The organism is Terriglobus sp. 2YAB30_2, assembly GCF_052114765.1.
GTDB lineage: Bacteria > Acidobacteriota > Terriglobia > Terriglobales > Acidobacteriaceae > Terriglobus.
The window spans coordinates 441,123-462,132 of the sequence record NZ_JBFRFJ010000002.1; the positions used below are offsets into that span (position 1 = coordinate 441,123).

Here is a 21,010-nt window from a genome sequence, read left to right on the forward strand (position 1 = left end):
AGGCTCCGCGGCACATGTTCGAGTTCTTCTTCAAGTATCCCTACACGGCCTTCGCCCGCGGACGGCTGATCCTGCTCAGCTCTTGGCCACGCTGGATGCTCGTGCTCGCCGTCGTTCTGGGCATCCTGGGTCTGGCAGGGTTGATCTGGTTTCGCTGGAGTACAGCGGCGCCGAAGTTGAAGTCATGGAGATCTGCCGTGATCTGGGTCCTGCAGACCGCGATGTTGGTGTTGCTACTGCTCCTGTTGTGGGAGCCGGCGCTCAACGTTGCTGAACTGCGTTCCCAACAGAACATCATCGCCATCCTGGTGGATGACTCGCACAGCATGGCGCAAAGTGACGCGGGCACTCAGCAGACGCGCGAACAGGCTGCCGTTGCCGCGCTGAAGAATGGCGTTCTGGATGGCCTGAAGCAGCGTTTTCAGACCCGGCTCTATCACGTCGGTGCTTCCATGGGCGAAGTCGACAGTCCGGATAAGCTGCAATCCGCTGGACGATCCACGCACCTCAGCGACGGCCTGCGGCAGTTCCTCACCCAGACACAGGATCTGCCAATCGGCGCGATCGTGCTGATGAGTGACGGCGCAGAGAACGCTTCCGGCAGTGACGAAGGCGGAGGCGGCGTCGACATTGCCGCGCTCGATGCTCTTCGCAACCGTCACCTTCCGGTGCACACCATCGGCTTCGGCAGTGAGACCGCAGAGCACGATGTGGAGATGGAAGGCGTCAGCGTCGCCGCCCGCGCCCTGGCATCATCGCGCATGGTGGCAACAGTCCGGTTTCATCAGCGTGGATTCTCAGGGCAGAAGGCGATGTTGACCGTGCGCGAGAGCGGCAAAGCGCTCGCCGGGCATGAGCTTGTCTTGCCGGCAAATGGTGAGACGCACACCGACACCCTCTATTTCGATGCAGGCGATGCGGGCGCCAAGAGCTTTGAGTTTTCCGTTTCGCCGATGCCCGGCGAAACGAATGTCATCAACAACAGCCTCAGCCGCATGGTGAACGTGAGCGGCGACAAACGCAGGATTCTCTTCGTAGAGGGTGAGCCGCGTTGGGAGTTCAAGTTCATCCGTCGCGCGTCCGATGATGACCAGCAACTGCAGATGGTCTCCATGCTGCGAACGACGGAGAACAAGATCTATCGTCAGGGCATCAGCGATCCGAGTGAACTCGCTGAAGGCTTCCCGACACGACCGGAGGATCTCTTCGGCTACTCCGGCATCATCATTGGTTCGGTCGAGAGCGGATACTTTACGCCCTCACAACAGGAGCTGTTGCGTGAGTTCGTCGATCGCCGCGGCGGTGGAGTGCTTTTTCTTGGCGGCCGCTTTTCTCTCGCCGATGGCGGATGGACAAGTTCCGGAGCCTCGGACCTTATTCCTACCTTTCTGCCAAAAACAAAAGAGACCTTCCATCGCGACCCAGCCTATCCGCTTCTGACACAGGTTGGCGCCGAATCGCCTGTGACGCGCCTAGCCGACGACGCGGCGGTCAACTCTGCACGATGGAAGAAGCTTCCCTACACCGCCGACTACCAGGATGCCGGCTCTCCTAAGCCCGGAGCCACGGTGCTGTTAGAGATGAGCGATACGCACCGCAAGATGCCGATGCTCATCACGGAGCCATATGGCCGTGGACGTACGGCCTTGATGGCCACCGCCGGTACGTGGCGCTGGCAGATGAGTATGCCGGTCGGCGACGGATCGCACGATCAGTTCTGGAGACAGCTTCTGCGTTATGTCGCGGCGGAGTCGCCAGGACCTGTTACGGCGAGCGTTCCGGCGCAGACACTGCTGGATGAGGGGCACGTCGTTCTCTCTGCTACCGTTCGTGACAAACAGTATCAGCCCGCTCCCGATGCTGATGTAATGGCTCGCATCGTCGGCCCGGATGGCACTTCGTCCATGGTGCAGCTCGCGGCTGTTCCTGGTGAGTCAGGAAGCTTCCGCACGGAATGGACTGCCGATAAACCCGGCTCGTATGCGGTGGAGGTTACAGGATCGCGCGCGGGAGAGGTTCTCGGCTCTGACATTGTCACGCTTGAGCGGAAGGACGGCATAGCAGAGAACTTCCATACGGAGCAGAACCGTGAGTTGCTCGAGCGACTGGCAAACAGCACCGGCGGCCGTTATTGGCGACCCTCGGAGCTCAGCACCCTGCCGCGTGACATCTCCTACTCTGAGGCCGGCATCTCAGTTCGTGACACCAAGCCTCTTTGGGATATGCCCATCAACTACCTCCTGCTACTCGGGCTTGTCAGCGCACAGTGGCTGCTACGGAGAAAGTGGGGTGTGGTATGAAGCGCATGGTTCTTGGTCTGCTGCTCGCGATGGCCGGCCTCCGCTGCCATGCCGCCGTCTACTACATCACGGTAGCGGGCCTGGGCGGTGAACCAGACTACGAACAGCGCTTTACCGCCAACGCTAAAGATCTCGAGAAGGTCTACCACGGTTCGGCTGCTGCTCATGTTGTCACGCTGACCGGCAACGACGCGACCCGGGCAAAGTTGACGGATGCACTGAGTGATGTAGCTCGCAACGCGAAACCTGAGGATGACCTGGTACTTATCCTTATCGGCCATGGATCGTTCGATGGCGAGGAGTACAAGTTCAATCTCGTCGGTCCCGATCTCTCGGCGACAGAGCTCGCCGCCGTTCTCGACAAGATCCCTGCGAAGCGGCAGCTTGTCGTGAATACGACCAGCGCCAGCGGAGGCTCGGTTGTGGCGCTCCAACATCCGGGCCGTGCTGTGATTACAGCAACCAAAACCGGCACCGAGAAAAACGCCACCGTCTTTGCACGCTACTGGCTGCAGGCGATGCAGGACCCTGCCGCCGATACCGATAAGAGTGGCAGCGTCTCCGCAATGGAAGCATTTGTCTATGCGGATCGCAAGACTGCTGAGTTCTACAGCTCGCAAAAACGCCTGGCCACGGAACATCCTGTCTTCGAAGATACCGGCAAGGGGGAGGCCGTTCGTACCATTGCCCAAGGTTCTCGGGAGGGCGCACTGCTCTCAACCTTCACGGTACTGCGGCTCGATGGAGGCAACGCGGCTATTGCCAACGATCCGGAACATCAAGCGCTGCTCGCAAAGAAGGAAGAGCTGGAGCGCAAGATCGATCAGTTGAAGTATGAGAAGGCAGCCATGGAGCCTGGCGAGTATAAACAGGCTCTCACCGCTGCCTTGCTGGAACTGGCCAAGGTTCAGCAGGAGATGGAGAAATGAGATACCTCCTGCTTACGGTCGCGCTTACGCTTTCGTCGCATGCGGCGACGTGGCAGGAGTGTCGTGGTCTGGAGAAACATGGCAAGGATGCCACGGCCTGTTACACACAGCTCACACATACGAATGACCCTGCGTTGCGCGCCGAGGGGTTCTGGGGGCTGGAGAACTACCCGCAGGCCAATGCCGAGTTCCGTGACGCAGTCGCTTCTCCGAGCAGCAGCGCAGCCGTGCGCGTCCGCTGGGGCCTGCTCTTTCACGAACGCTTTAATAATCCTGAGGCAGTCAACTTATTCAACGAAGCCCTGGCCAAGGATCCTAACTGCGCGCCTGCATTCTATGGATTGGCTCTGGTCAGCGCCGATGGCTTTGATGGACGTGCTCCACAGTACATAGCGAAGGCATTGACGCTCGATCCTAAATCGGCGGAGAGCCGCGAACTGGCTGCCGATATGGCCTTTGAAAACTCCGACTTCGATACTGCAATCCAGGAAGCCGATCAGGCCATCGCTCTCGCGCCTGACGCCCTGGACGCCATGGCGATCCATGCAGCTATCGAGTTGTTGAATGACCGTTCGCCCGATGCTTGGCTGGCGAAGATCATTGCGATTAATCCAAAGTATGGAGAAGGATATGCTCGCATCGGCTATCACATGGTACAGAATCGCCGTTACAACGATGGCGTGAACTACTACCGTAAAGCCGTAGAGGTCCAACCCGGTCTATGGTCGGCGCACGCGCAGCTCGGCATTAACCTGATGCGGCTTGGCCAGCAGGATGAGCCGGAGAAAGAGCTGCAGCTTGCCTACGACAACGGATATCGCGATGCCGCCACCGTCAACAGTCTGCGGCTGCTGGACAGCTACAAGAACTTCCAGACCTTTACCGACGACACCACCATCCTGAAGCTCAACAAGAAGGAAGCAGAGCTGCTGCAACCCTACTTCTCTGCTGAGCTGCACCGTGCCATGGGGGCTTACGAAAAGAAGTATCAGATGAAGTTGAAGGGACCGGTGCAGCTTGAGGTCTATCCCGACCATGAAGACTTTGCCGTACGGACCATGGGCATGCCCGGGCTGGGAGCTCTGGGTGTGACCTTTGGCCAGGTGGTCGCCATGGACAGCCCATCAGGCAGGAAACCTGGTGAGTTTCACTGGGCCAGCACGCTTCGGCACGAGCTTAGCCACGTGTATGTGCTGTCTGCCACGAACCATCGTGTACCGCGCTGGTTTACGGAAGGTCTCGCGGTCCATGAAGAGACGCAGGCCTCGCCGGAGTGGGGCGATCGCGTCACACCGGAGATCCTTATTGCGATCCGCGATAAGAAGCTGTTGCCGGTTGCAGAGCTGGATCGCGGCTTTATCTACCCGCAGTACCCAGCGCAGGTTATCGTGAGCTACTTCCAGGGCGGAAGCATCTGCGACTATATCGGTGAGCGCTGGGGAGAAGGCAAGCTACTTGAGATCGTGCACGCCTATGCCAAACTCACGCCGACGCCGGAGGTTATCCAGACGACCCTCGGTATCTCCGCGGAGCAGTTCGATAAGGACTATACGTCATGGCTCGACAAGCAGTTGGGAGAAGTCGTCAAGAACTTCGATCCCTGGCGGAAGCAGCTGACCGAGCTCGCGCAACATGCAAAGTCGAAGGACTATGCTTTCGTTCTCGCTAACGGAGAAAAGGTAAAGGCTCTTTATCCGCAGTACATCGGCGATGCCAATGCTTACCAGATGATTGCCGATGCTCAGCTAGGCGGCAGCAACAAACAAGCAGCAACCAAAATTCTGGTGGAGTACGAAAAGATGGGCGGGCACGAACCTGCCACGCTGAAACAACTGGCGACGCTGGAAGAACAAGCTGGCGATAAGGCCGCAGCGGCAGCGACACTTGACCGGTTGAACTATGTGTATCCCACGGGTGACGAAGAGCTGCATCGCCGGCTCGGAACGCTCTTTCTTGATCTGAAGAACTACGACGGAGCCGTGCGGGAATATAACGCCGTTGTCGCACTGCATCCGCTCGACGTCGCGGGGGCGCAATACAACCTGGCCCAGGCATACATGGCGAAGGGCGACCGAACCAAGGCGGAAGAGGCTGTTCTTGCAGCGCTTGAAGCTGCACCCGGCTACCGGCCTGCACAGACATTGTTACTGCAACTGCATAACGGCAGCGCACCGGCGCCGCCCAAGACCAACTGAAGACGAGGGACTGGATGGAGACCGCACTTAACAACCTGGATGCAGTAGAGCTCGAACAGCGGATACAGCGATTCCACGCCGTGCGCGATGGCATTCTGGCGCAGGTCCGCAAGGTGATCGTCGGACAGGATGAGGTTCTGGACCAGATCCTCACCGCTCTGTTTGTCGGTGGCCACTGCCTTCTCACCGGCATGCCAGGAACGGCAAAGACGCTGACAGTGAGGGCCATCGCGGAAGCTTTGGGGCTCTCGTTCAAGCGCATTCAATTCACGCCGGACCTCATGCCGTCAGACATTACCGGCACGGACATCATTGAAGAAAATCCCGCCACCGGGCATCGCACCTGGACCTTTGTGCCGGGACCGATCTTCGGCAATATCGTACTGGCCGACGAGATCAACCGCACTCCGCCGAAGACACAGGCTGCACTGCTCGAGGCGATGCAGGAACGGTCTTGTACGGTTCGCGGGCATGTCTACCCGCTGCCCTCTCCCTTCTTTGTGCTTGCCACTCAGAATCCAATCGAGTTGGAAGGAACGTATCCTCTGCCCGAAGCACAGCTTGACCGGTTCCTCTTCAATACGGTGCTGGACTATCTCTCTGCCGATGATGAGGTGAGGGTCATCGACATGACCACCGCAACTTTGAATCCAACCATTGATGCCGTTACCTCGGCGGAAGAACTTCTTGACCTGCAGCAGCTCGTTCGCATGGTGCCGATTGCGGACTCGCTGGCTCGCTGGGCCGTCAACATGATACGGGCGACACGCTTCAAGAGCGATAACGCTCCGGACTTCGTGAAGAAGTACGTCAACTACGGAGGCAGTGTCCGCGCGGCACAGTTCCTGGTGTTAGCAGCCAAAGCGCGCGCCCTGGCGCACAAGCGCTACCACGTCACCTATGACGATCTGAAGGCGCTGGCCATACCCGTGCTCCGTCACCGCATCCTCCTCAACTTTCATGCCGAGAGCGAGCGCATCGACACCGATGAGATTCTGCGCCGCCTGATCGCCCATCTTCCCGCACCGAAGGAAATCTGATGCAACGATTCCTCGATCCCGCGATTCTGGCAAGCATCGGCAATCTTGAATTGCTGGCGCGCACAGTGGTAGACGGCTTTGTTGCCGGCCTGCACCGGTCTGCCGATTTCGGCTTCAGCCAGGAGTTCGCCGAGTACCGTGCCTATACGCCGGGAGAGGACCCGCGCCATATCGACTGGAATCTCTTTGCACGTACGGAACGAACCTACCTGAAGCGATATCGCGGCGAGACCAACAGCCAGGTGACTGTACTTCTGGATGCCAGCAACTCTATGAAGTACACCTCGCACGCCGTCAATAAGATGGACTACGCACGCTACGCGGCCGCGGCACTGATGTACATGGCCATCAAGTACCAGCGTGATGCTGCAGGCATTGTTGTCTTTGATGACGACGTCCGAGAGGCGGTGCGGCCCTCGACGCGGCAGGGGCAGCTCTATCGTGTGCTGGCGGCCCTGGACCGCGCCGAGCCCTCGGCAAGAACGAACTTTGCCAACCCGATGCGCCATGCCCATGAGCTGCTACGCCGGCGCGGCATGGTGATGGTCTTCTCGGACTTCTTCGGTGATCCGGAAGAGATGGTGGAGGCGATTGAACCGCTCCGCTATCACGGCAGCGAGGTCACACTCTTCCAGGTACTCGATCCGAAAGAGATCAAACCGGAGCTTCGTGGACCCTCTGTTTTGGAAGACATGGAGACCGGTCAGGTGATGGAGGTCATTCCCGACTACGCGAAGAATGAATACCGCCGCCGGCTGCAGGCTCATCTTGCCGCCATTGAGGCACGGGCTCGCGCAGCAGGAATGGACTATCGTCTTCTGGTTACCGATCAGCCGTTGGATGCCACCTTGCAGGCATACCTCTCGCTGAGAAAGGCGGTGGCAGCCTGATGGGATTCCTTGCGCCATGGTTTCTTGCTGGAGCGCTAGCCATAGGCCTGCCGGTCTACGTGCATCTGCTGCGCCGCCACAAATCCATACCGCTTCCCTTCAGCTCGCTGATGTTCTTCGAACGCGGCACGCAGAGTTCCACCAAACATCGGCGCCTGAAGTACCTGCTGCTCTTCGCGCTCCGCACCCTCATCGTCCTGTTGCTCACACTCGCTTTCGCCTCGCCATTCATCCGTCGACCGGCTTCCAAAGCGCATGGCCGCCTTCTGTTGCTGGTTGTCGATCGCTCCCTCAGCATGCGTAGCAGTACACGGTTTACCGAAGCCAAGCAGCAGGCGCTTAGTGCGCTGAGTGGACGGCACTCGGGACAGAAGGCACAGGTGATGGCCCTGGGCGGTCAGCTCGAAGCATTGACACAGCCAATCGAAGACGACGAAACGCTGCGTTCGGCCATCAACGGACTTCAGCCCGGCGACGGTCGCTCTAACTTCGGCGATCTTGGCCGCAGCGTGCGTGCGCTGGATGAGGCGAACCATACGCCCATCGACCTTCATCTCTTCAGCGATATGCAGCGGTCCAGCGTTCCCGGCAATTTCGCCGAGATGGTGCTGCCCGAGAGTACGAAACTTATTCTGCATCCGACCATCAATCGCACTGAAGAGAACTTCACCGTGGTGAGTGTAGACGCTCCCTCGCAGATAGCCGATACGAAGGCTGCTCGCGTTCGCGCTGTTCTTGCCGGCTACAACAGTAAGGCTGCGGCGAAGAAAGTCTCCTTAGTCATCGACGGCAAGATCATCACCACGAAAACCGTGAATCTGGCAGAGAATGGAACGGCTACGGTTGAGTTCACCGGCCTGGATGTTCCCTATGGCCTTAGCCGCTGTGCAGTTGCCATCGAGGGGGGTGATGCACTTCCGTCGGATGATCAATGGCGCTTCGCCGTACGTCGCAGCGACCCTGAGCACATCCTGCTGGTCCGTCCGGCGAACGATACTCGCTCGCCGTTGTATGTCAGCGCTGCCATCGCTGCAGCCAGCCAGGGAGCCTATCTGTTGCAACCGATGAGCTCCGATACGGTCACGGAATCCGATCCAACGAAGTACGCCTATGTCATCTTGTCGGATGTGCCTTCCCTGCCAATCGCATTTGAGAACGCATTGAAGAAATACGTTCAGGGCGGCGGAAACGTGCTGATGGCGGTCGGTACGAACGCCGGACGCCAGGGCAAGCTTCCTTTGCTTGGAAGCGGCACCGGACAGCCGCATCTCTATACCCGAGAAGGCGATCCGATGAGCGTCGGTGATCTTGACCGCACGCACGCGGCACTTCGCGAGACCACCGGCTGGACCGACACGCACTTCTCGTTCGCTGCCAACGTCGACACGAACGGGATGCGCATTCTCGCAAAGCTGACGGACGGGACACCGCTGCTTATGGACAAGCAGCTAGGCGAGGGACATGTGCTTATCCTGGCCTCGGGCTTCGACAATCTGACGAATGATCTTCCACTCTCTCCGGCCTTCGTCCCCTTCCTTGATCTGGCGACACGCTATCTTTCCGGTACAGAACGTCTAAGCGGAGCCCGGCTGGTGGACGAATTTGTTCCTCTGCGCTCTGCAACGACTGGGAACGGCCCGGGAGCGAGCGTTGACGTGATTGCGCCTGACGGTCGCCGCCCGCTGACATTGGCCGAAGCGGAGACCGCGCAGACGCTGCGGCTCAGCTCCGCGGGCTTCTACCAGGTGCGGTTCGCGAACGGCCGCGACGGCCTGATCGGCGTAAATGCCGACACGCGTGAGAGTAACCTCGAAATCCTTCCGCCCGATGTGCAACAGCTCTGGGCGGGCAGCGCCAACGGCAATGGCGGCAGCACCGCCGGCGCCGTGCAAAATGACACCGTACGCGTCAGCTTATGGTGGTACGCTATGCTCGTCCTCTTCCTGGTGGCTCTGGCGGAGTCCATCGTGGCCGGGCAGTACCTGGGTACGCAAAGGGAGGAAGCATGAGCCGTCAACAACAGCTCAACGCCTACATCGACAGCGTCGAACGCCGGCTTCGGCTGGCAGCTACTCTGCGCGGTTCGGCTGTCATTGCAGCCACCGCTCTTATCGTGACTGTCGTCGCCGTCCTGATTCTGAATGCCTACGCCTTTCCGTTGCGCGGCCTTACTCTGACACGTCTGGCCATGCTGCTGGCGATCATCGTCGCCGCGACCATCGCGCTGGTGATCCCGCTGCTCCGGCTGACACGCGCAGCCAGTGTGAAACATGCAGAACGCGCCTTCCCTGCCTTCGATGACCGTCTGTTGACCTTCTCTGAGCGGCAGGAGACACAGTCAGGTCCGTTCCTCGAACTGCTTGCAGGAGACACACTGGCCGTTGCCGAGAATGCCAGCCCACACGACCTGGTGCCGCAGCGCACCTTTTACGCATTGATGGCTGGAGGCGTAGTTTCACTCGGCATCCTGCTGTGGATGATCGCCGCAGGCCCCGGCTACCTCGGATACGGCGCCTCCCTCCTCTGGACCGGACCCAAAAAGGATGTCCCACCGCTCTATGACATCCGCGTAAGTCCAGGGAACGCCGCTTTACGCCGTAATACCGATCAGCTTGTTACCGCACAGATTACCGGCGTGCAGACCGACAAGGTGCAGCTCTTTGCCCGTTACCAGAGTGCGGGACGTTGGGAACCTGTGCCGATGAAGCCGCTGGAAGGAGCTCCCGGTTATCAGTTCCTTTTCACCGCACTGCCTGAGAATGTGGAGTACTACGTCAACGCTGGTCCGTTGACCAGCAGCCACTACACGCTGCGTGTTGTGGATATGCCGCAAATTACCGCCATCAAGGTAACGTACAACTACCCCAAATGGACCGGCATGAAGCCGCAGGTGGATGATCACGGTGGTGATCTACGCGCGATTGAAGGCACCGAGGCTGAACTCGAGATTCACACAGACCGGCCGCTTCGAGATGGCCTTCTAGCCCTCGACGATGGCACAACGCTGAAGCTCAGCGGAGGTCAGGGCAATACCTACACCACCACGCTGAAGATGCAGAAGGACGGCGCTTATCATATCGCCGGTATCGACCAGGGCCAGCCGGTTCGCCTGACGGAGGATTACTTCGTCGCAACCAACAAGGCAGAGCCTCCGACCATTGCCATCGAGAAGCCTTCGAACGATTACCGGGCCAGTCCGATTGAAGAGGTCACCGTAAAGGTGAAGGGCTCGGCGGAGTTTGGCCTGAATGCAATGGCCCTGCACTACTCCGTCAACGGTGCGCCTGAGCAGACCGTGCCCATGCTGAAAGCTCCGGGGCTGCGCCAGGCGGACGGTTCACAGATGTTGAGTCTTGAGAGCTTCAAGATGCAGCCGGGCGACGTCATCAGTCTCTACGCTACAGCCCGTGACGGGCATGCTGAATCGAAGACCGAGATCAGCTTCATCCAGGCCGATCCATTTGAGCGCGAATTCTCGCAATCGCAGGCAGGCGGTGGAGGAGGCGGTGGTGGCGGTGGAGGACGACAGGACCAGGGAGAGATCTCCCGCCGCGAGAAAGAGCTAATCGCGCAGACGTGGAAGCAGCAGAACGACAAGACGACCACGCACAAGTCCGGTGAGGACCAGGCGAAGTTTCTATCGGATGTGCAGAGCAAACTGCGTCAGCAGGTCGATGCGCTCTCCGGTCGCCTGAACAGCCGCGATATGACGGCAATGAATGAGAGCTTCAACTCCTTCGAGAAAGATATGCAGGAAGCCTCGAAGGCTATGATTCCCGCGACCGATAAGCTGCGTCAGATGCAGTGGAAGGATGCGATCGCCAATGAGCAGAAGGCGCTGCAGTATCTGCTGCGCGCCGAGGCGACCTTCCGCCAGATTCAGGTTGYCTTTGGCCAGCGTGGTGGAGGAGGCGGCGGTGGCGGTGGATCCATGGGACGCGACCTGGCCACACTGCTTGATCTCGAGCTCGATACCGCAAAGAATCAGTACGAGAGCGCGCAGACAGGGTCTCCGCAGGAAGAGAAAGAGAAGAAGATCGACGACGCGCTGCAGAAGCTCGATGCCCTGGCGCGGCGCCAGGAGGAGCTGGCACAGCAGCAGCGCAATAATCCACAACAGAGCTTCCAGGAGCGTTGGCAGCAGGAGATGCTGCGCCGCGAGGCTGAACAACTGCAGAAGCAGATGGAGCAACTAGCCCAGAACCAGAACGGACAGCAGGGCCAGCAGAATGGGCAACAATCCGGCCAACAAGGAAGCCAGTCCGGTTCGCAATCAGGTTCTTCTCAATCCGGTTCCCAGTCGGGGTCTCAATCCGGATCGCAATCAGGCTCCCGCTCCGCTTCAGCTTCCGGATCCTCAGGAAGCCAGTCCGGCAATCAACGTGGCGATGATCCTCGCGTACAGCAGGCGCTCGATCGTCTGCGCCGCGCCAATGATGAGATGAAGCGTGCCGCCAGTCCACAGGCCGGCCAGCAGAACTCGCAGCAGGCGGCCAATGAGGCAGCACGACGTGCCGCGGAGTCTCTCCGCCAGGCAACCGGTCTTATGGGAGGCGCGCAACAGCAGCAGGCCAGCGGCAAGCTCGATGGCCTTTCGCAGGAGGCCGACCGCATTGCGAAGGAAGAACGCAATCAGGCCGATCGCATCCGTCAGTTCGTCGATGAGCAGAACCGGAAGGGCCCTGCAACCACGATGCAGGAGATGGTAGATCGATCGACTGCGCGAAACCGTATCGCCGACGACCGCCAGAAGCTCTCCGAAGACTTCTCGCGGCTGCAGAACAATCTTCGCAACACGGCTCGCCAGCTTGCACCGACGCAGCCCGGAGTCTCCGGCAAGTTGCGCGATGCCTTGAATGCCGCCGACCAGGATGGGCTGGATAACCGCGTTCAGCGCACAGCCGATTGGCTGCGCCGCGGCATCAATCCTGAATCGAACGGCACAGAAGAAGGCATTCGTGCCGGCATGGACAAGTTGAACCAGCAGGTGCGCCAGGCCGCAAATGGTATTGGCAGCGGGAATGATGCCCGACAGCAGCAACGCCAGAATTCCGGAGACCAGACGGCGGCTCTTAGCGCGCTCGATCGCTTCCGCAGCCGCATCGAATCCCTCAACCGCGGCAACGGTCAACAGCCCGGCAATAACCAGCAGCGGGGACAGAATGGCCAACCCAACGGTCAGAATGGCAGCCGCAACGGACAGGGACAGCCAGGACAACAAGGGCAACAGGGGCAGCCCGGCCAACAGGGGCAACAAGGGCAGCAGGCCGGAAATGGTCAGCAGCCGGGAGGGCAGCAAGGCGGCAATCAGCGCGGTGGTGGACAGCAGATAGCCGGCAATGGTGGTGGCGGTGGACGCGCCGAAGCTGCCGGTGGCGATCTGGGTAATACCGTGAACCGCGGTGGCGGCTATGACAATGGCACCGTATGGGGGAACGTCAATACCGGGAACAACCAGTTCGACCGCTCGCGCCGTGCCGGCGACCCCGGCAATCCAAATAACCCGGCGGATATGCAGCAGATCATCTCTCAGGGCATTCGCGATCTCAACAATCTGCGTCAGGCTGCGGGCAACGATTCGCAGGCGAAGAAGGATATCGAAGACCTGCAGCGCCAGATGCAGAACCTCGATCCACGGCGCTTCCCGGGCAATCCGCAGATGGTGGAGCACATGAGCGCCGAGGTACTGGCACAGGCAGACAAGCTGGAGCTACGGCTCCGTCAGAATGGAGCGCTCGATCAGGGACAGGTCCGCAGTCCCAAGCCGAAGTCGGCAGCGCCCGCCTACCAGGATGCTGTCGCCGACTACTACCGGCGGCTCAGCAAGACACCACAGTAACGGCTAGAGCATTTTCACTGTAGACGTGATGTAGGGCTTCCGCATCTAGGGGCGTTTTCCGCAATGAAAACGCCGCTGCACGCCTCTTGCGGGCTACCCAGTAACAGGGAAAACGCTCTACACTCAGGCTTGATGCCGCAACTGATCATCAACGCCGACGATTTTGGTCAGGCGCCTGGAATTTGTCGTGCCGTCGCCGAGTTGCATGACGCCGGCGCATTAACCTCTGCAACCCTGATGGCCGGCGGCGTGGCTTTCGATGAGGCTGTATCCATCGCAAAACAACGCCCGAATCTTGGCGTCGGATGCCATATTGTTCTTCTCGACGGTCAACCGATGTTGCCGGCGGGCGAGGTGGCTTCCCTGCTTGGCCCCGACGGCCACAACTTTCGGCCGACACTCGGTAGCTTTGTGTGGGCTCTGGCCGCGGGCAAGGTGCGGGAGGACGAGATCGAGCGCGAGGCGACCGCCCAGATCCGCAGGCTGCAGGACGCTGGTATCACCGTCACCCACGTCGACACACACAAACACACGCACATGTTTCCCTCTGTCCTGCGTCCGGTACTTGCGGCGGCGAAAATCTGTGGAGTCTATCGAGTCCGCAACTCCTTCGAACAGCCCTGGAGCCTGCACGCCTCACAGGCCGATGCCTTCCGGGCGTTTGAGGTGCGTGGCCTGCGCACGCGCTTCCTTTCTCGTTTTCGCAGACAAGCCCAGCAGAGTCATGTTTTCGCTCCCGACGGCTGCATTGGCGTCGCAGCTACGGGCCGGGTCAACGCTCCCATGATCGAAGCCTGGATAAAGGCTATGCCGCCGGGTGTCTGGGAGATCGCCTGTCATCCCGGCTATCGTGACAGCGTTCTCGCTTCGCAGCGAACCCGGCTGCAGGCATCACGCGAGGAAGAGTTGTGTGGCCTTCTCGCCATACTTCCCCGCATCCAAGCCCTTCGCCCGGACATCGAACTCACACACTTCGGCAACATCGCCGTCCAGTAAGGAAACGAGTCGTTCATGAAGATCGGCATTACCTGTTATCCCACCTACGGCGGCAGCGGCGTCGTCGCGACGGAGCTCGGCATTGAACTCGCCGCCCGTGGGCACGAGATTCATTTCATCACCTACGCGGAGCCCTTCCGCCTGACCGGTCGTGAGGCCAACATCCGTTATCACGAAGTTCCGGTCACCAACTATCCGCTCTTCCAATTCCCTCCGTATGATCTGGCGTTGGCAACGCGTATGGCCGAGGTAGCGGAGTTCTACCAGCTCGATCTGCTGCATGTGCACTACGCCATTCCACACTCTGTCTGTGCGCTGTTGGCCCGGCAGATGCTGGCTGCGCGCGGAATCAGGCTGCCGTTCATCACCACGCTACACGGCACCGATATCACGCTCGTTGGGCAGGATCACTCCTTTCTGCCAATCACCAAGTTCGGCATCGAGCAGTCCGACGGCATTACGTCGATCTCGCAGTATCTGAAGGAAGAGACGGAACGCGCGTTCTCGATCACACGTCATATCGAGGTGATCCGCAACTTCGTCAACTGCGACGTCTACATGCGCCGTCCCGAAGTCTACGAACGTGACCGGCAGAAGTACGCTGCTCCGGAAGAAGCCCTGTTCGTCCATCTCTCAAACTTCCGCTCTGTGAAGCGCGCTACCGATGTAGTCCACACCTTTGCCAAGGTCACCCGCGAGCTCCCGGCGCGGCTCATGCTGATCGGCGATGGGCCCGACTGCAGCGAGGCCGAGCGGCTTGCCGTGAGCTACGGCATCAAGAACCGCATCCACTTTCTCGGCAAGCAGAACAGCGTGGAGGACCTGCTGTCGCTGGCGGACCTGATGCTGATGCCCTCCGAGATGGAGTCCTTCGGCCTGGCTGCGTTGGAAGCGATGGCCTGCAGTGTGCCGTCGATCGCAACCCGCGTTGGCGGCGTACCAGAACTTGTCGACGACGGAGTTACGGGCATGCTCTTTCCCGTAGGAGACACCGACGGCATGGCTGCGGCCGCCATCGATCTGCTCACCCACAAGAACCGGCTGGCGGAGATGTCATACGCGGCCAGGCAAACCGCGCAGAAGCTCTTCTGCAGCTCTAACGTCATTCCCCTTTATGAACGCTTCTATGACGGCGTTCTGGCTCGGCCGGCGATGTAAGGACGCCAGGGATGTGATACCTTCAGAGATGTTGCATCCCCGCAACGGAGAGATGGCCGAGTGGCTGAAGGCGCACGCTTGGAAAGCGTGTATACCGCAAGGTATCCAGGGTTCGAATCCCTGTCTCTCCGCCATACTTCCCCCCCCCCAATAATTTAATGACAGGTCCAACAAGGGCAAAGTTCTGGCCTTCTTCAGCCTTCCCTTCCTGACATCTTTCACGACCAAGGATGCTGCGACCAACATCCTGAATCCCGACGTAAACATTCTGCTGGCTAGTGGAAACTATCGTATTCACCTGCCGCTCGACGTTATGCATTATCTTGCGATGCCCAATGACTCTCGAGCTCGCCTTCAGGATTCCTCGCTCGCAAATTACTCAAAATAAATAACTTATAAATATGCTGGCAATTTGGCTTCCAAGTTGCCTAAACTAATGCGCCACTGCGCACTGCACCACTGTCTTTTGTGCTTGACCAGGACGATGAACGGCGCCAAGGGAGGGAGCCTGTGCCTTCGGATCTCAAGATCAGAGGGAGCTTTGCAATTGCTGCCGCTTTTCTCTTCGCAGTGATATGCGTTGGTTTGGTCACGCCACTGGTCCGCAGCTTCGTAACCATTCCACGTGTCATGGTTACCAGCCCTTACGCCGGCGAGGTAGGTGTCGAGCCCCAGGAACCGATCACATTGACCTTCAATAAGGCGATGTCGCCTGAAACGATACTTCCGGTAACCTTCAGCTTGCGTGATGAACAAGACAGGATCATTCCCGCTACAGTCTCTTACGACGATGCAGCGAATAAGGCGGTTCTCACGCCGCTTGCCGCATTGAGCCAGGGTTCCACCTATAAGGTGACACTGCGGGGAGGCAAACAAGGCATCCTCGATCAGCACAATCGTTCCCTGGCGGAGGATATGAAATGGCAGTTCACGACCGGTGTTGAGACTGCCGCATCGCCGGAACAAGGCCCAGACGGCCCCATCCTGCTGGTCACGAGTAAGGCAAATGGCTTCAGCCAATACTATGCGGAGATTCTTCGCAATGAAGGATTGAATGAGTTCGATGTCGCAGATATAGATCAGATTTCTGCACAGGAACTCGCCAGGCATGACATCGTGCTTCTGGGTGAAATGCCTGTTGATAGCAATCAAATCCGGGTCTTTGTCGACTGGGTACGAAGCGGTGGAACCCTGATCGCAATGCGGCCGCTCCGAAAGCTGGCGGAGAACTTCGGGTTTAGCTCGCCAACTTCCGAAGCTGACAAGGCCGTTCAGCATAGCGGCTATTTGAGGATCAACTCGAAGACCCCAGCGGGCGCTGGATTGATTCAGCAAGCGATCCAGTTTCACGGCGACGCCGATCTATTCGCCGCTGACAAGGCCACCGTATTTGCCACGTTGTATACGGATGCCAAAACTGCGACTCCATTCCCTGCGGTCAGCGCTCTAACGTTTGGCTCGGGCAACGTCATCGTATTCAGCTACGATCTGGCAAAGTCCGTTGTCTATACGCGCCAAGGCAATCCCGAGTGGTCGGGGCATGAGCGAGATGGAATCCCTCCGATACGGTCAGACGACCTGTTTTATGGACCGAGCGAAAAGGACCCCCAACCAGATTGGGTGGCCCGGGAAGCAATTGCGATTCCCCAAGCGGACATTCAACAACGGCTGCTGGCCAACTTAATCATCACTTTTAACGCGAGCAAAACACCGCTTCCACACTTCTGGTATTTGCCCCACGGCTTCAAGGCCGTCATCGTTATGACCGGTGATGATCATGGACATGGAGGAACCGCGGGACGCTTCCGTGAGTATCAACGTAAAAGCGCCAGCAACTGTTCGCTCGAAAAATGGGAGTGCATCCGCGCTACCTCGCACATTTTTGTCGGATCGATCTCCTCTGAACAAGCTGAGGACTTCGTGAAACAGGGATTCGAGATCGGATTGCACGTTTATACAGCATGCACAGATTGGCCGGTCCACCAGGTTCGAGAGGACGACGGTGTTGTAAGACGAGAAATCGATCGTGAATTTGTAAACGATCTCTATTTGCAGCAACTCCAAGGTTTTGCCGCAAAGTATCCTAATCTTCCGCCTCCTGTCAGCAACCGGACTGATTGCATCACCTGGGGCGATTACGATACGCAGCCACAGGTAGAGTTCAACCATAGGATTCGGCTCGATACGAACTACTACTACTGGCCTGCAAAGTGGGTCAAAGATACTCCGGGGTTATTTACCGGCTCCGGGCTCCCGATGCGTTTTGCCCGCCGCGATGGGAGTCTGATCGACGTCTATCAAGCTCCGACTCAGATGACGGACGAATCAAAACAGAGCTATCCATTCACGATTGATACGCTCCTCGCGAATGCTCTGGGAAGCGCGGAGTACTTTGGCGTATTTACCGCCAATATGCATAACGATGACGTAAAGTCTTCCGGCGCTGACGCGATCATCGCATCGGCTCAAAAACATCATGTCCCGGTCATTACCGCTGCACAGCTATTGAAATGGCTCGACGGGCGGAATGCTTCCCGGTTTCGGAATCTCAAATGGTCAAACTGCCAGCTTTCTTTTTCAATCGACGTTGGAATCGGAGGAAGTGGCATCGAAGCGATGCTGCCGATCCACTCTGCCGCTGGTGACCTGACTGCCGTTTCGCTCAACGGAGCTACCGTGCAGTGGCAAAAGCGAACCGTAGCAGGACTTTCTTATGCGGTTATTCCAGCCGGGCCGGGAACATTTCTGGCAAGTTACGGTCACACAGCGGCAGGTAGCATTGCGAGTCGCTGAAGATCCAGTAGGTCCTTATCGAAAAGATCCTGCAAACCCCCATCCGAGATATGGGGCACCCACCGGTAGTGAAGAAATCTATCTGGAGATCTTTGCAGCCGTACGCTTTTCGGCATGCCTTGAGGTCGGGAATTCTTCTTTTGTTTGGTAGACAACCCAACCGGGAAAGCGCTCCTGCGAAATACAGACGACTTCAGGACGCTTATCGCGCTTTGCAGGCTCGGGCTTCTCTCCCCGCAATCGGGCAGAAAGCATCGCGGGAAGCCGCATGACGAAAAACAGAGACATGAACAGCGATGAAAATACTTTTGCCGCAACCGTGACAAGGCCACTGACAGCGTAATCCACTACGAGCGGGGGGCCGAACGACGTACGAAGGGAAGATGAAGGCTTACCCATCTGAACATTCCTAAACGAGGCAAATCGCAATAGCCGCTGGATGGGTGCGGTTTTTGAAGATCCGCACCGATACTTAACCGTAGCCCGAATCGGTGCTGCCAACGCCAGGCCCCGACCGTCAGACTTTGGTTGCGGACCCAAAATGGAACCGTATTTTCGCCGTACGCGGTATCTCGCGGGGCCAGCAGCCGGAAACCTCGGACGGGCAAAAGAACCAGGATTTTATTGTGGCCTCGTAGAAATCGGCACTCCCGGTTCGACGTTTAGGTAGAACGACCAATTTGGTTGGAATCGATAATAGGAGAAAGCTATGCGTTTCATGATGATCGTGATCCCAAAGGGCTATGAAAGTGCAGCTCCAAATGCTATCCCAAGCGCCGAAGCAGTGGCCAAGATGATGGAGTACAACAGGAGTCTGCAGAAGGCCGGCGTGCTGTTGGCGCTCGATGGGCTCCTGCCTCCTTCGACCGGGGCACGTATTTCCTACACCGACGGCAAAGCTACGGTTACAGATGGACCTTTCGCCGAAGCTAAAGAGGTCGTTGGGGGCTACTGGATCATTCAGGTGCGGTCGCGGGAGGAAGCGATTGAATGGGCCAGGCGCGCGCCGATGGCAAACAACGAGATCATCGAAGTGCGTCAAATTCAAGAGATGAGCGATTTTCCCGAGGACATTCAGAAGGCAGCGGAAGGCTTCGAGACTCTGACGAATACCGTGGCCGTCAAAGCATGAGCAAAATCCATCAGACGATTGAGGCGGTGTGGAAGATTGAATCCACCCGCCTTATCGCGGGGATTGCACGCGTTACCCGCGACGTCGGCCTTGCGGAGGAATTGGCGCAGGATGCGCTCGTCGCGGCTCTCGAGCAATGGCCGGAAGAAGGTATCCCGGAAAAGCCTGGGGCATGGCTGATGACGGCAGCCAAACGTCGCGCCATTGACTATTTACGTCGCGGACAAATGCTCGACCAGAAACACGGAGAGATCGCCCGGGAAATTGAGTTCCAACAACAACAGTTGTCGGACGCATTGGACAGAGCCCTGGACCAGGTCATCGACGACGATGTCCTGCGCCTTATCTTTACTGCCTGCCATCCGGTTCTCGCAATGGAAGGCCGTGTCGCACTTACGTTGCGGCTGATCTGCGGACTCACCACAGCCGAGATTGCCCGGGCTTTCCTGGTGCCGGAGAAGACTCTGGGCCAGCGGATCTTTCGCGCCAAGAGGACTCTCACCGAAGCCCATGTTCCCTTTGAGACTCCGCGTGGAGATGAGCTGCGCAGAAGAGTGGAGTCCGTACTTTCGGTCGTCTACCTGATCTTCAATGAGGGATATACGGCAACCTCAGGCGAGGAGTGGATGCGGGTCGCACTCTGTGACGACGCATTGCGGCTCGGGCGAATACTCGTGGAACTTCTGCCCGGGGAGTCTGAGATCCATGGTCTTCTGGCGCTTATGGAACTACAGGCATCACGTACCGCTGCTCGTAGAGGACGGAATGGGCAAGCGATTCTCTTGCTGGAACAAGATCGATCACTCTGGGACTACGCGCAGATCAGGCGAGGAATGACGGCACTCGAGCAGGCGAAGAAGTTAGGAGGCGGCGCCGGCAACTACGCGCTGCAGGCGGCGATCTCCGCCTGTCATGCACGCGCCCGCACGCCCCAGGAAACCAATTGGGAACAGATCGTCCTCCTCTATGACGCGCTACTCCAGATCAGTCCGTCCCCAATTGTGGCGCTGAATCGGGCGGTAGCTGTAGGGATGGAACGAGGGCCAGCCGCCGGGTTGGCCGAGCTGGATACTCTGGGCGCTGAACCTGCGTTAGCCGGCTATCATCTGCTTCCCAGTATCCGTGGCGATCTGCTTATCAAGCTGGGCAGATTCACCGAAGCCCGTGAAGAGATCCAGCACGCGATAGACATGACACAAAACAGCAGAGAGAAAGAATTACTGATGGAACGGCTAGAGCGAATGCCTAAGGCTCACTCGTAGACCTCCCAGGGCTTGAAGGTGTGTTCATGCCGTTCCATATTCACCTTCTCTCCGATGAAGCGGACGCCTTCCAGCTTCAGGCGTGAGCGCTGCTCTAGTGCGGCTTCTCCATGCAGCTTGATTGCGCCTCCGGCGCCAAGCACGCGATGCCATGGCAGATCATCTGGCGGATCTGTACGAAGAAGCCTTGCCACGGCACGATGGTAGCGTAGATAGCCGGCTGCCGCGGCGACTCTGCCATAGGTGCTGACCTTGCCAGGCGGAATAGAGAGAATCATCAGCCGAAACGCGCGGTCGCGCTGCTCTTCCGGACGTGATGCGTCCCACAGAAGTCTCTTTTTAGCTTGCTGTATGGACAGTTGATCGATCCCAGATGATCTTGTCGGTCTTCGAGTTGGCTTTCCACCAGAGTGCATGTTTCCTCTCTGCCAGGCATTAGGCATTGGCTGTTTCTGCTGCGAAATTAAGCCGACTGC

General features: G+C 58.4%; 13 protein-coding genes, 1 tRNA gene and 1 pseudogene. 14 read left to right on the forward strand and 1 reads right to left on the reverse strand.

Translation table 11 applies throughout. The features are described from left to right. The first annotated feature begins 14 nt into the window (after positions 1–14). The 14 genes and pseudogenes from AB4Y89_RS04520 (at position 15) to AB4Y89_RS04585 (ending at position 20,534) form a co-directional block, all read left to right on the forward strand. On the forward strand, positions 15–2,300 hold the full coding sequence (locus AB4Y89_RS04520; RefSeq protein ID WP_442299701.1) for a glutamine amidotransferase: 2,286 nt from the start codon (positions 15–17) through the stop codon (positions 2,298–2,300). Continuing rightward, on the forward strand, positions 2,297–3,229 hold the full coding sequence (locus tag AB4Y89_RS04525) for a hypothetical protein (RefSeq protein WP_442299702.1): 933 nt from the start codon (positions 2,297–2,299) through the stop codon (positions 3,227–3,229). The genes AB4Y89_RS04520 and AB4Y89_RS04525 overlap by 4 nt, the downstream gene beginning before the upstream one ends. Continuing rightward, positions 3,226–5,424 carry a tetratricopeptide repeat protein gene (locus AB4Y89_RS04530; RefSeq protein WP_442299703.1) on the forward strand — a complete coding sequence of 733 codons (2,199 nt, stop codon included), beginning with the start codon at positions 3,226–3,228 and terminating at the stop codon, positions 5,422–5,424. The genes AB4Y89_RS04525 and AB4Y89_RS04530 overlap by 4 nt, the downstream gene beginning before the upstream one ends. A 14-nt stretch (positions 5,425–5,438) precedes the next feature. Beyond that, a complete protein-coding gene (locus AB4Y89_RS04535; RefSeq protein WP_442299704.1) occupies positions 5,439–6,464 on the forward strand; it encodes an AAA family ATPase in 1,026 nt (341 codons plus the stop codon). Next, positions 6,464–7,354, forward strand: coding sequence for a DUF58 domain-containing protein (locus tag AB4Y89_RS04540; RefSeq protein ID WP_442299705.1), 891 nt, complete (start codon positions 6,464–6,466; stop codon positions 7,352–7,354). The genes AB4Y89_RS04535 and AB4Y89_RS04540 overlap by 1 nt, the downstream gene beginning before the upstream one ends. Next, the gene (locus tag AB4Y89_RS04545; protein ID WP_442299706.1) at positions 7,354–9,363 is read left to right on the forward strand and encodes a BatA domain-containing protein; all 2,010 of its coding nucleotides are present in this window, start codon (positions 7,354–7,356) and stop codon (positions 9,361–9,363) included. Before AB4Y89_RS04540 ends, AB4Y89_RS04545 begins: the two co-directional genes overlap by 1 nt. Continuing rightward, positions 9,360–13,193, forward strand: a complete 3,834-nt coding sequence (locus tag AB4Y89_RS04550; RefSeq protein WP_442299707.1) for a hypothetical protein — start codon at positions 9,360–9,362, stop codon at positions 13,191–13,193. Before AB4Y89_RS04545 ends, AB4Y89_RS04550 begins: the two co-directional genes overlap by 4 nt. Positions 13,194–13,325: 132 nt before the next feature. Beyond that, positions 13,326–14,189, forward strand: a complete 864-nt coding sequence (locus AB4Y89_RS04555) for a ChbG/HpnK family deacetylase (RefSeq protein ID WP_442299708.1) — start codon at positions 13,326–13,328, stop codon at positions 14,187–14,189. 15 nt (positions 14,190–14,204) lie between these two features. Next, positions 14,205–15,347, forward strand: coding sequence for an N-acetyl-alpha-D-glucosaminyl L-malate synthase BshA (gene bshA, locus AB4Y89_RS04560; protein ID WP_442299709.1), 1,143 nt, complete (start codon positions 14,205–14,207; stop codon positions 15,345–15,347). Between the two features lie 46 nt (positions 15,348–15,393). Continuing rightward, positions 15,394–15,481: transfer RNA gene (locus AB4Y89_RS04565), tRNA-Ser, on the forward strand. 496 nt (positions 15,482–15,977) lie between these two features. Continuing rightward, a pseudogene (locus AB4Y89_RS04570) lies at positions 15,978–16,223 on the forward strand (Ig-like domain-containing protein); the annotation flags it as partial. Between the two features lie 39 nt (positions 16,224–16,262). Next, positions 16,263–18,140: a hypothetical protein gene (locus tag AB4Y89_RS04575; protein ID WP_442299875.1), complete on the forward strand. Its 1,878-nt coding sequence runs from the start codon at positions 16,263–16,265 to the stop codon at positions 18,138–18,140. Positions 18,141–18,849: 709 nt separating this feature from the next. Next, entirely contained in the window at positions 18,850–19,272 is a 423-nt protein-coding gene (locus AB4Y89_RS04580) for a YciI family protein (protein WP_442299710.1), read from the forward strand. Next, positions 19,269–20,534, forward strand: a complete 1,266-nt coding sequence (locus tag AB4Y89_RS04585) for an RNA polymerase sigma factor (protein WP_442299711.1) — start codon at positions 19,269–19,271, stop codon at positions 20,532–20,534. The genes AB4Y89_RS04580 and AB4Y89_RS04585 overlap by 4 nt, the downstream gene beginning before the upstream one ends. On the opposite strand, the gene AB4Y89_RS04590 is transcribed toward AB4Y89_RS04585, so the two are convergent. Further along, a complete protein-coding gene (locus tag AB4Y89_RS04590; protein ID WP_442299712.1) occupies positions 20,525–20,812 on the reverse strand; it encodes an MGMT family protein in 288 nt (95 codons plus the stop codon). The genes AB4Y89_RS04585 and AB4Y89_RS04590 overlap by 10 nt on opposite strands. Positions 20,813–21,010: the final 198 nt, after the last annotated feature.

Bases quoted from the DNA above. Each gene is read 5' to 3' on its own strand.
- AB4Y89_RS04520 (WP_442299701.1), top strand. From the start codon at position 15: ATGTTCGAGTTCTTCTTCAAGTATCCCTACACGGCCTTCGCCCGCGGA.
- AB4Y89_RS04525 (WP_442299702.1), top strand. From the start codon at position 2,297: ATGAAGCGCATGGTTCTTGGTCTGCTGCTCGCGATGGCCGGCCTCCGC.
- AB4Y89_RS04530 (WP_442299703.1), top strand. From the start codon at position 3,226: ATGAGATACCTCCTGCTTACGGTCGCGCTTACGCTTTCGTCGCATGCG.
- AB4Y89_RS04535 (WP_442299704.1), top strand. From the start codon at position 5,439: ATGGAGACCGCACTTAACAACCTGGATGCAGTAGAGCTCGAACAGCGG.
- AB4Y89_RS04540 (WP_442299705.1), top strand. From the start codon at position 6,464: ATGCAACGATTCCTCGATCCCGCGATTCTGGCAAGCATCGGCAATCTT.
- AB4Y89_RS04545 (WP_442299706.1), top strand. From the start codon at position 7,354: ATGGGATTCCTTGCGCCATGGTTTCTTGCTGGAGCGCTAGCCATAGGC.
- AB4Y89_RS04555 (WP_442299708.1), top strand. From the start codon at position 13,326: ATGCCGCAACTGATCATCAACGCCGACGATTTTGGTCAGGCGCCTGGA.
- bshA (WP_442299709.1), top strand. From the start codon at position 14,205: ATGAAGATCGGCATTACCTGTTATCCCACCTACGGCGGCAGCGGCGTC.
- AB4Y89_RS04575 (WP_442299875.1), top strand. From the start codon at position 16,263: ATGAAATGGCAGTTCACGACCGGTGTTGAGACTGCCGCATCGCCGGAA.
- AB4Y89_RS04580 (WP_442299710.1), top strand. From the start codon at position 18,850: ATGCGTTTCATGATGATCGTGATCCCAAAGGGCTATGAAAGTGCAGCT.
- AB4Y89_RS04585 (WP_442299711.1), top strand. From the start codon at position 19,269: ATGAGCAAAATCCATCAGACGATTGAGGCGGTGTGGAAGATTGAATCC.
- AB4Y89_RS04590 (WP_442299712.1), bottom strand. From the start codon at position 20,812: ATGATTCTCTCTATTCCGCCTGGCAAGGTCAGCACCTATGGCAGAGTC.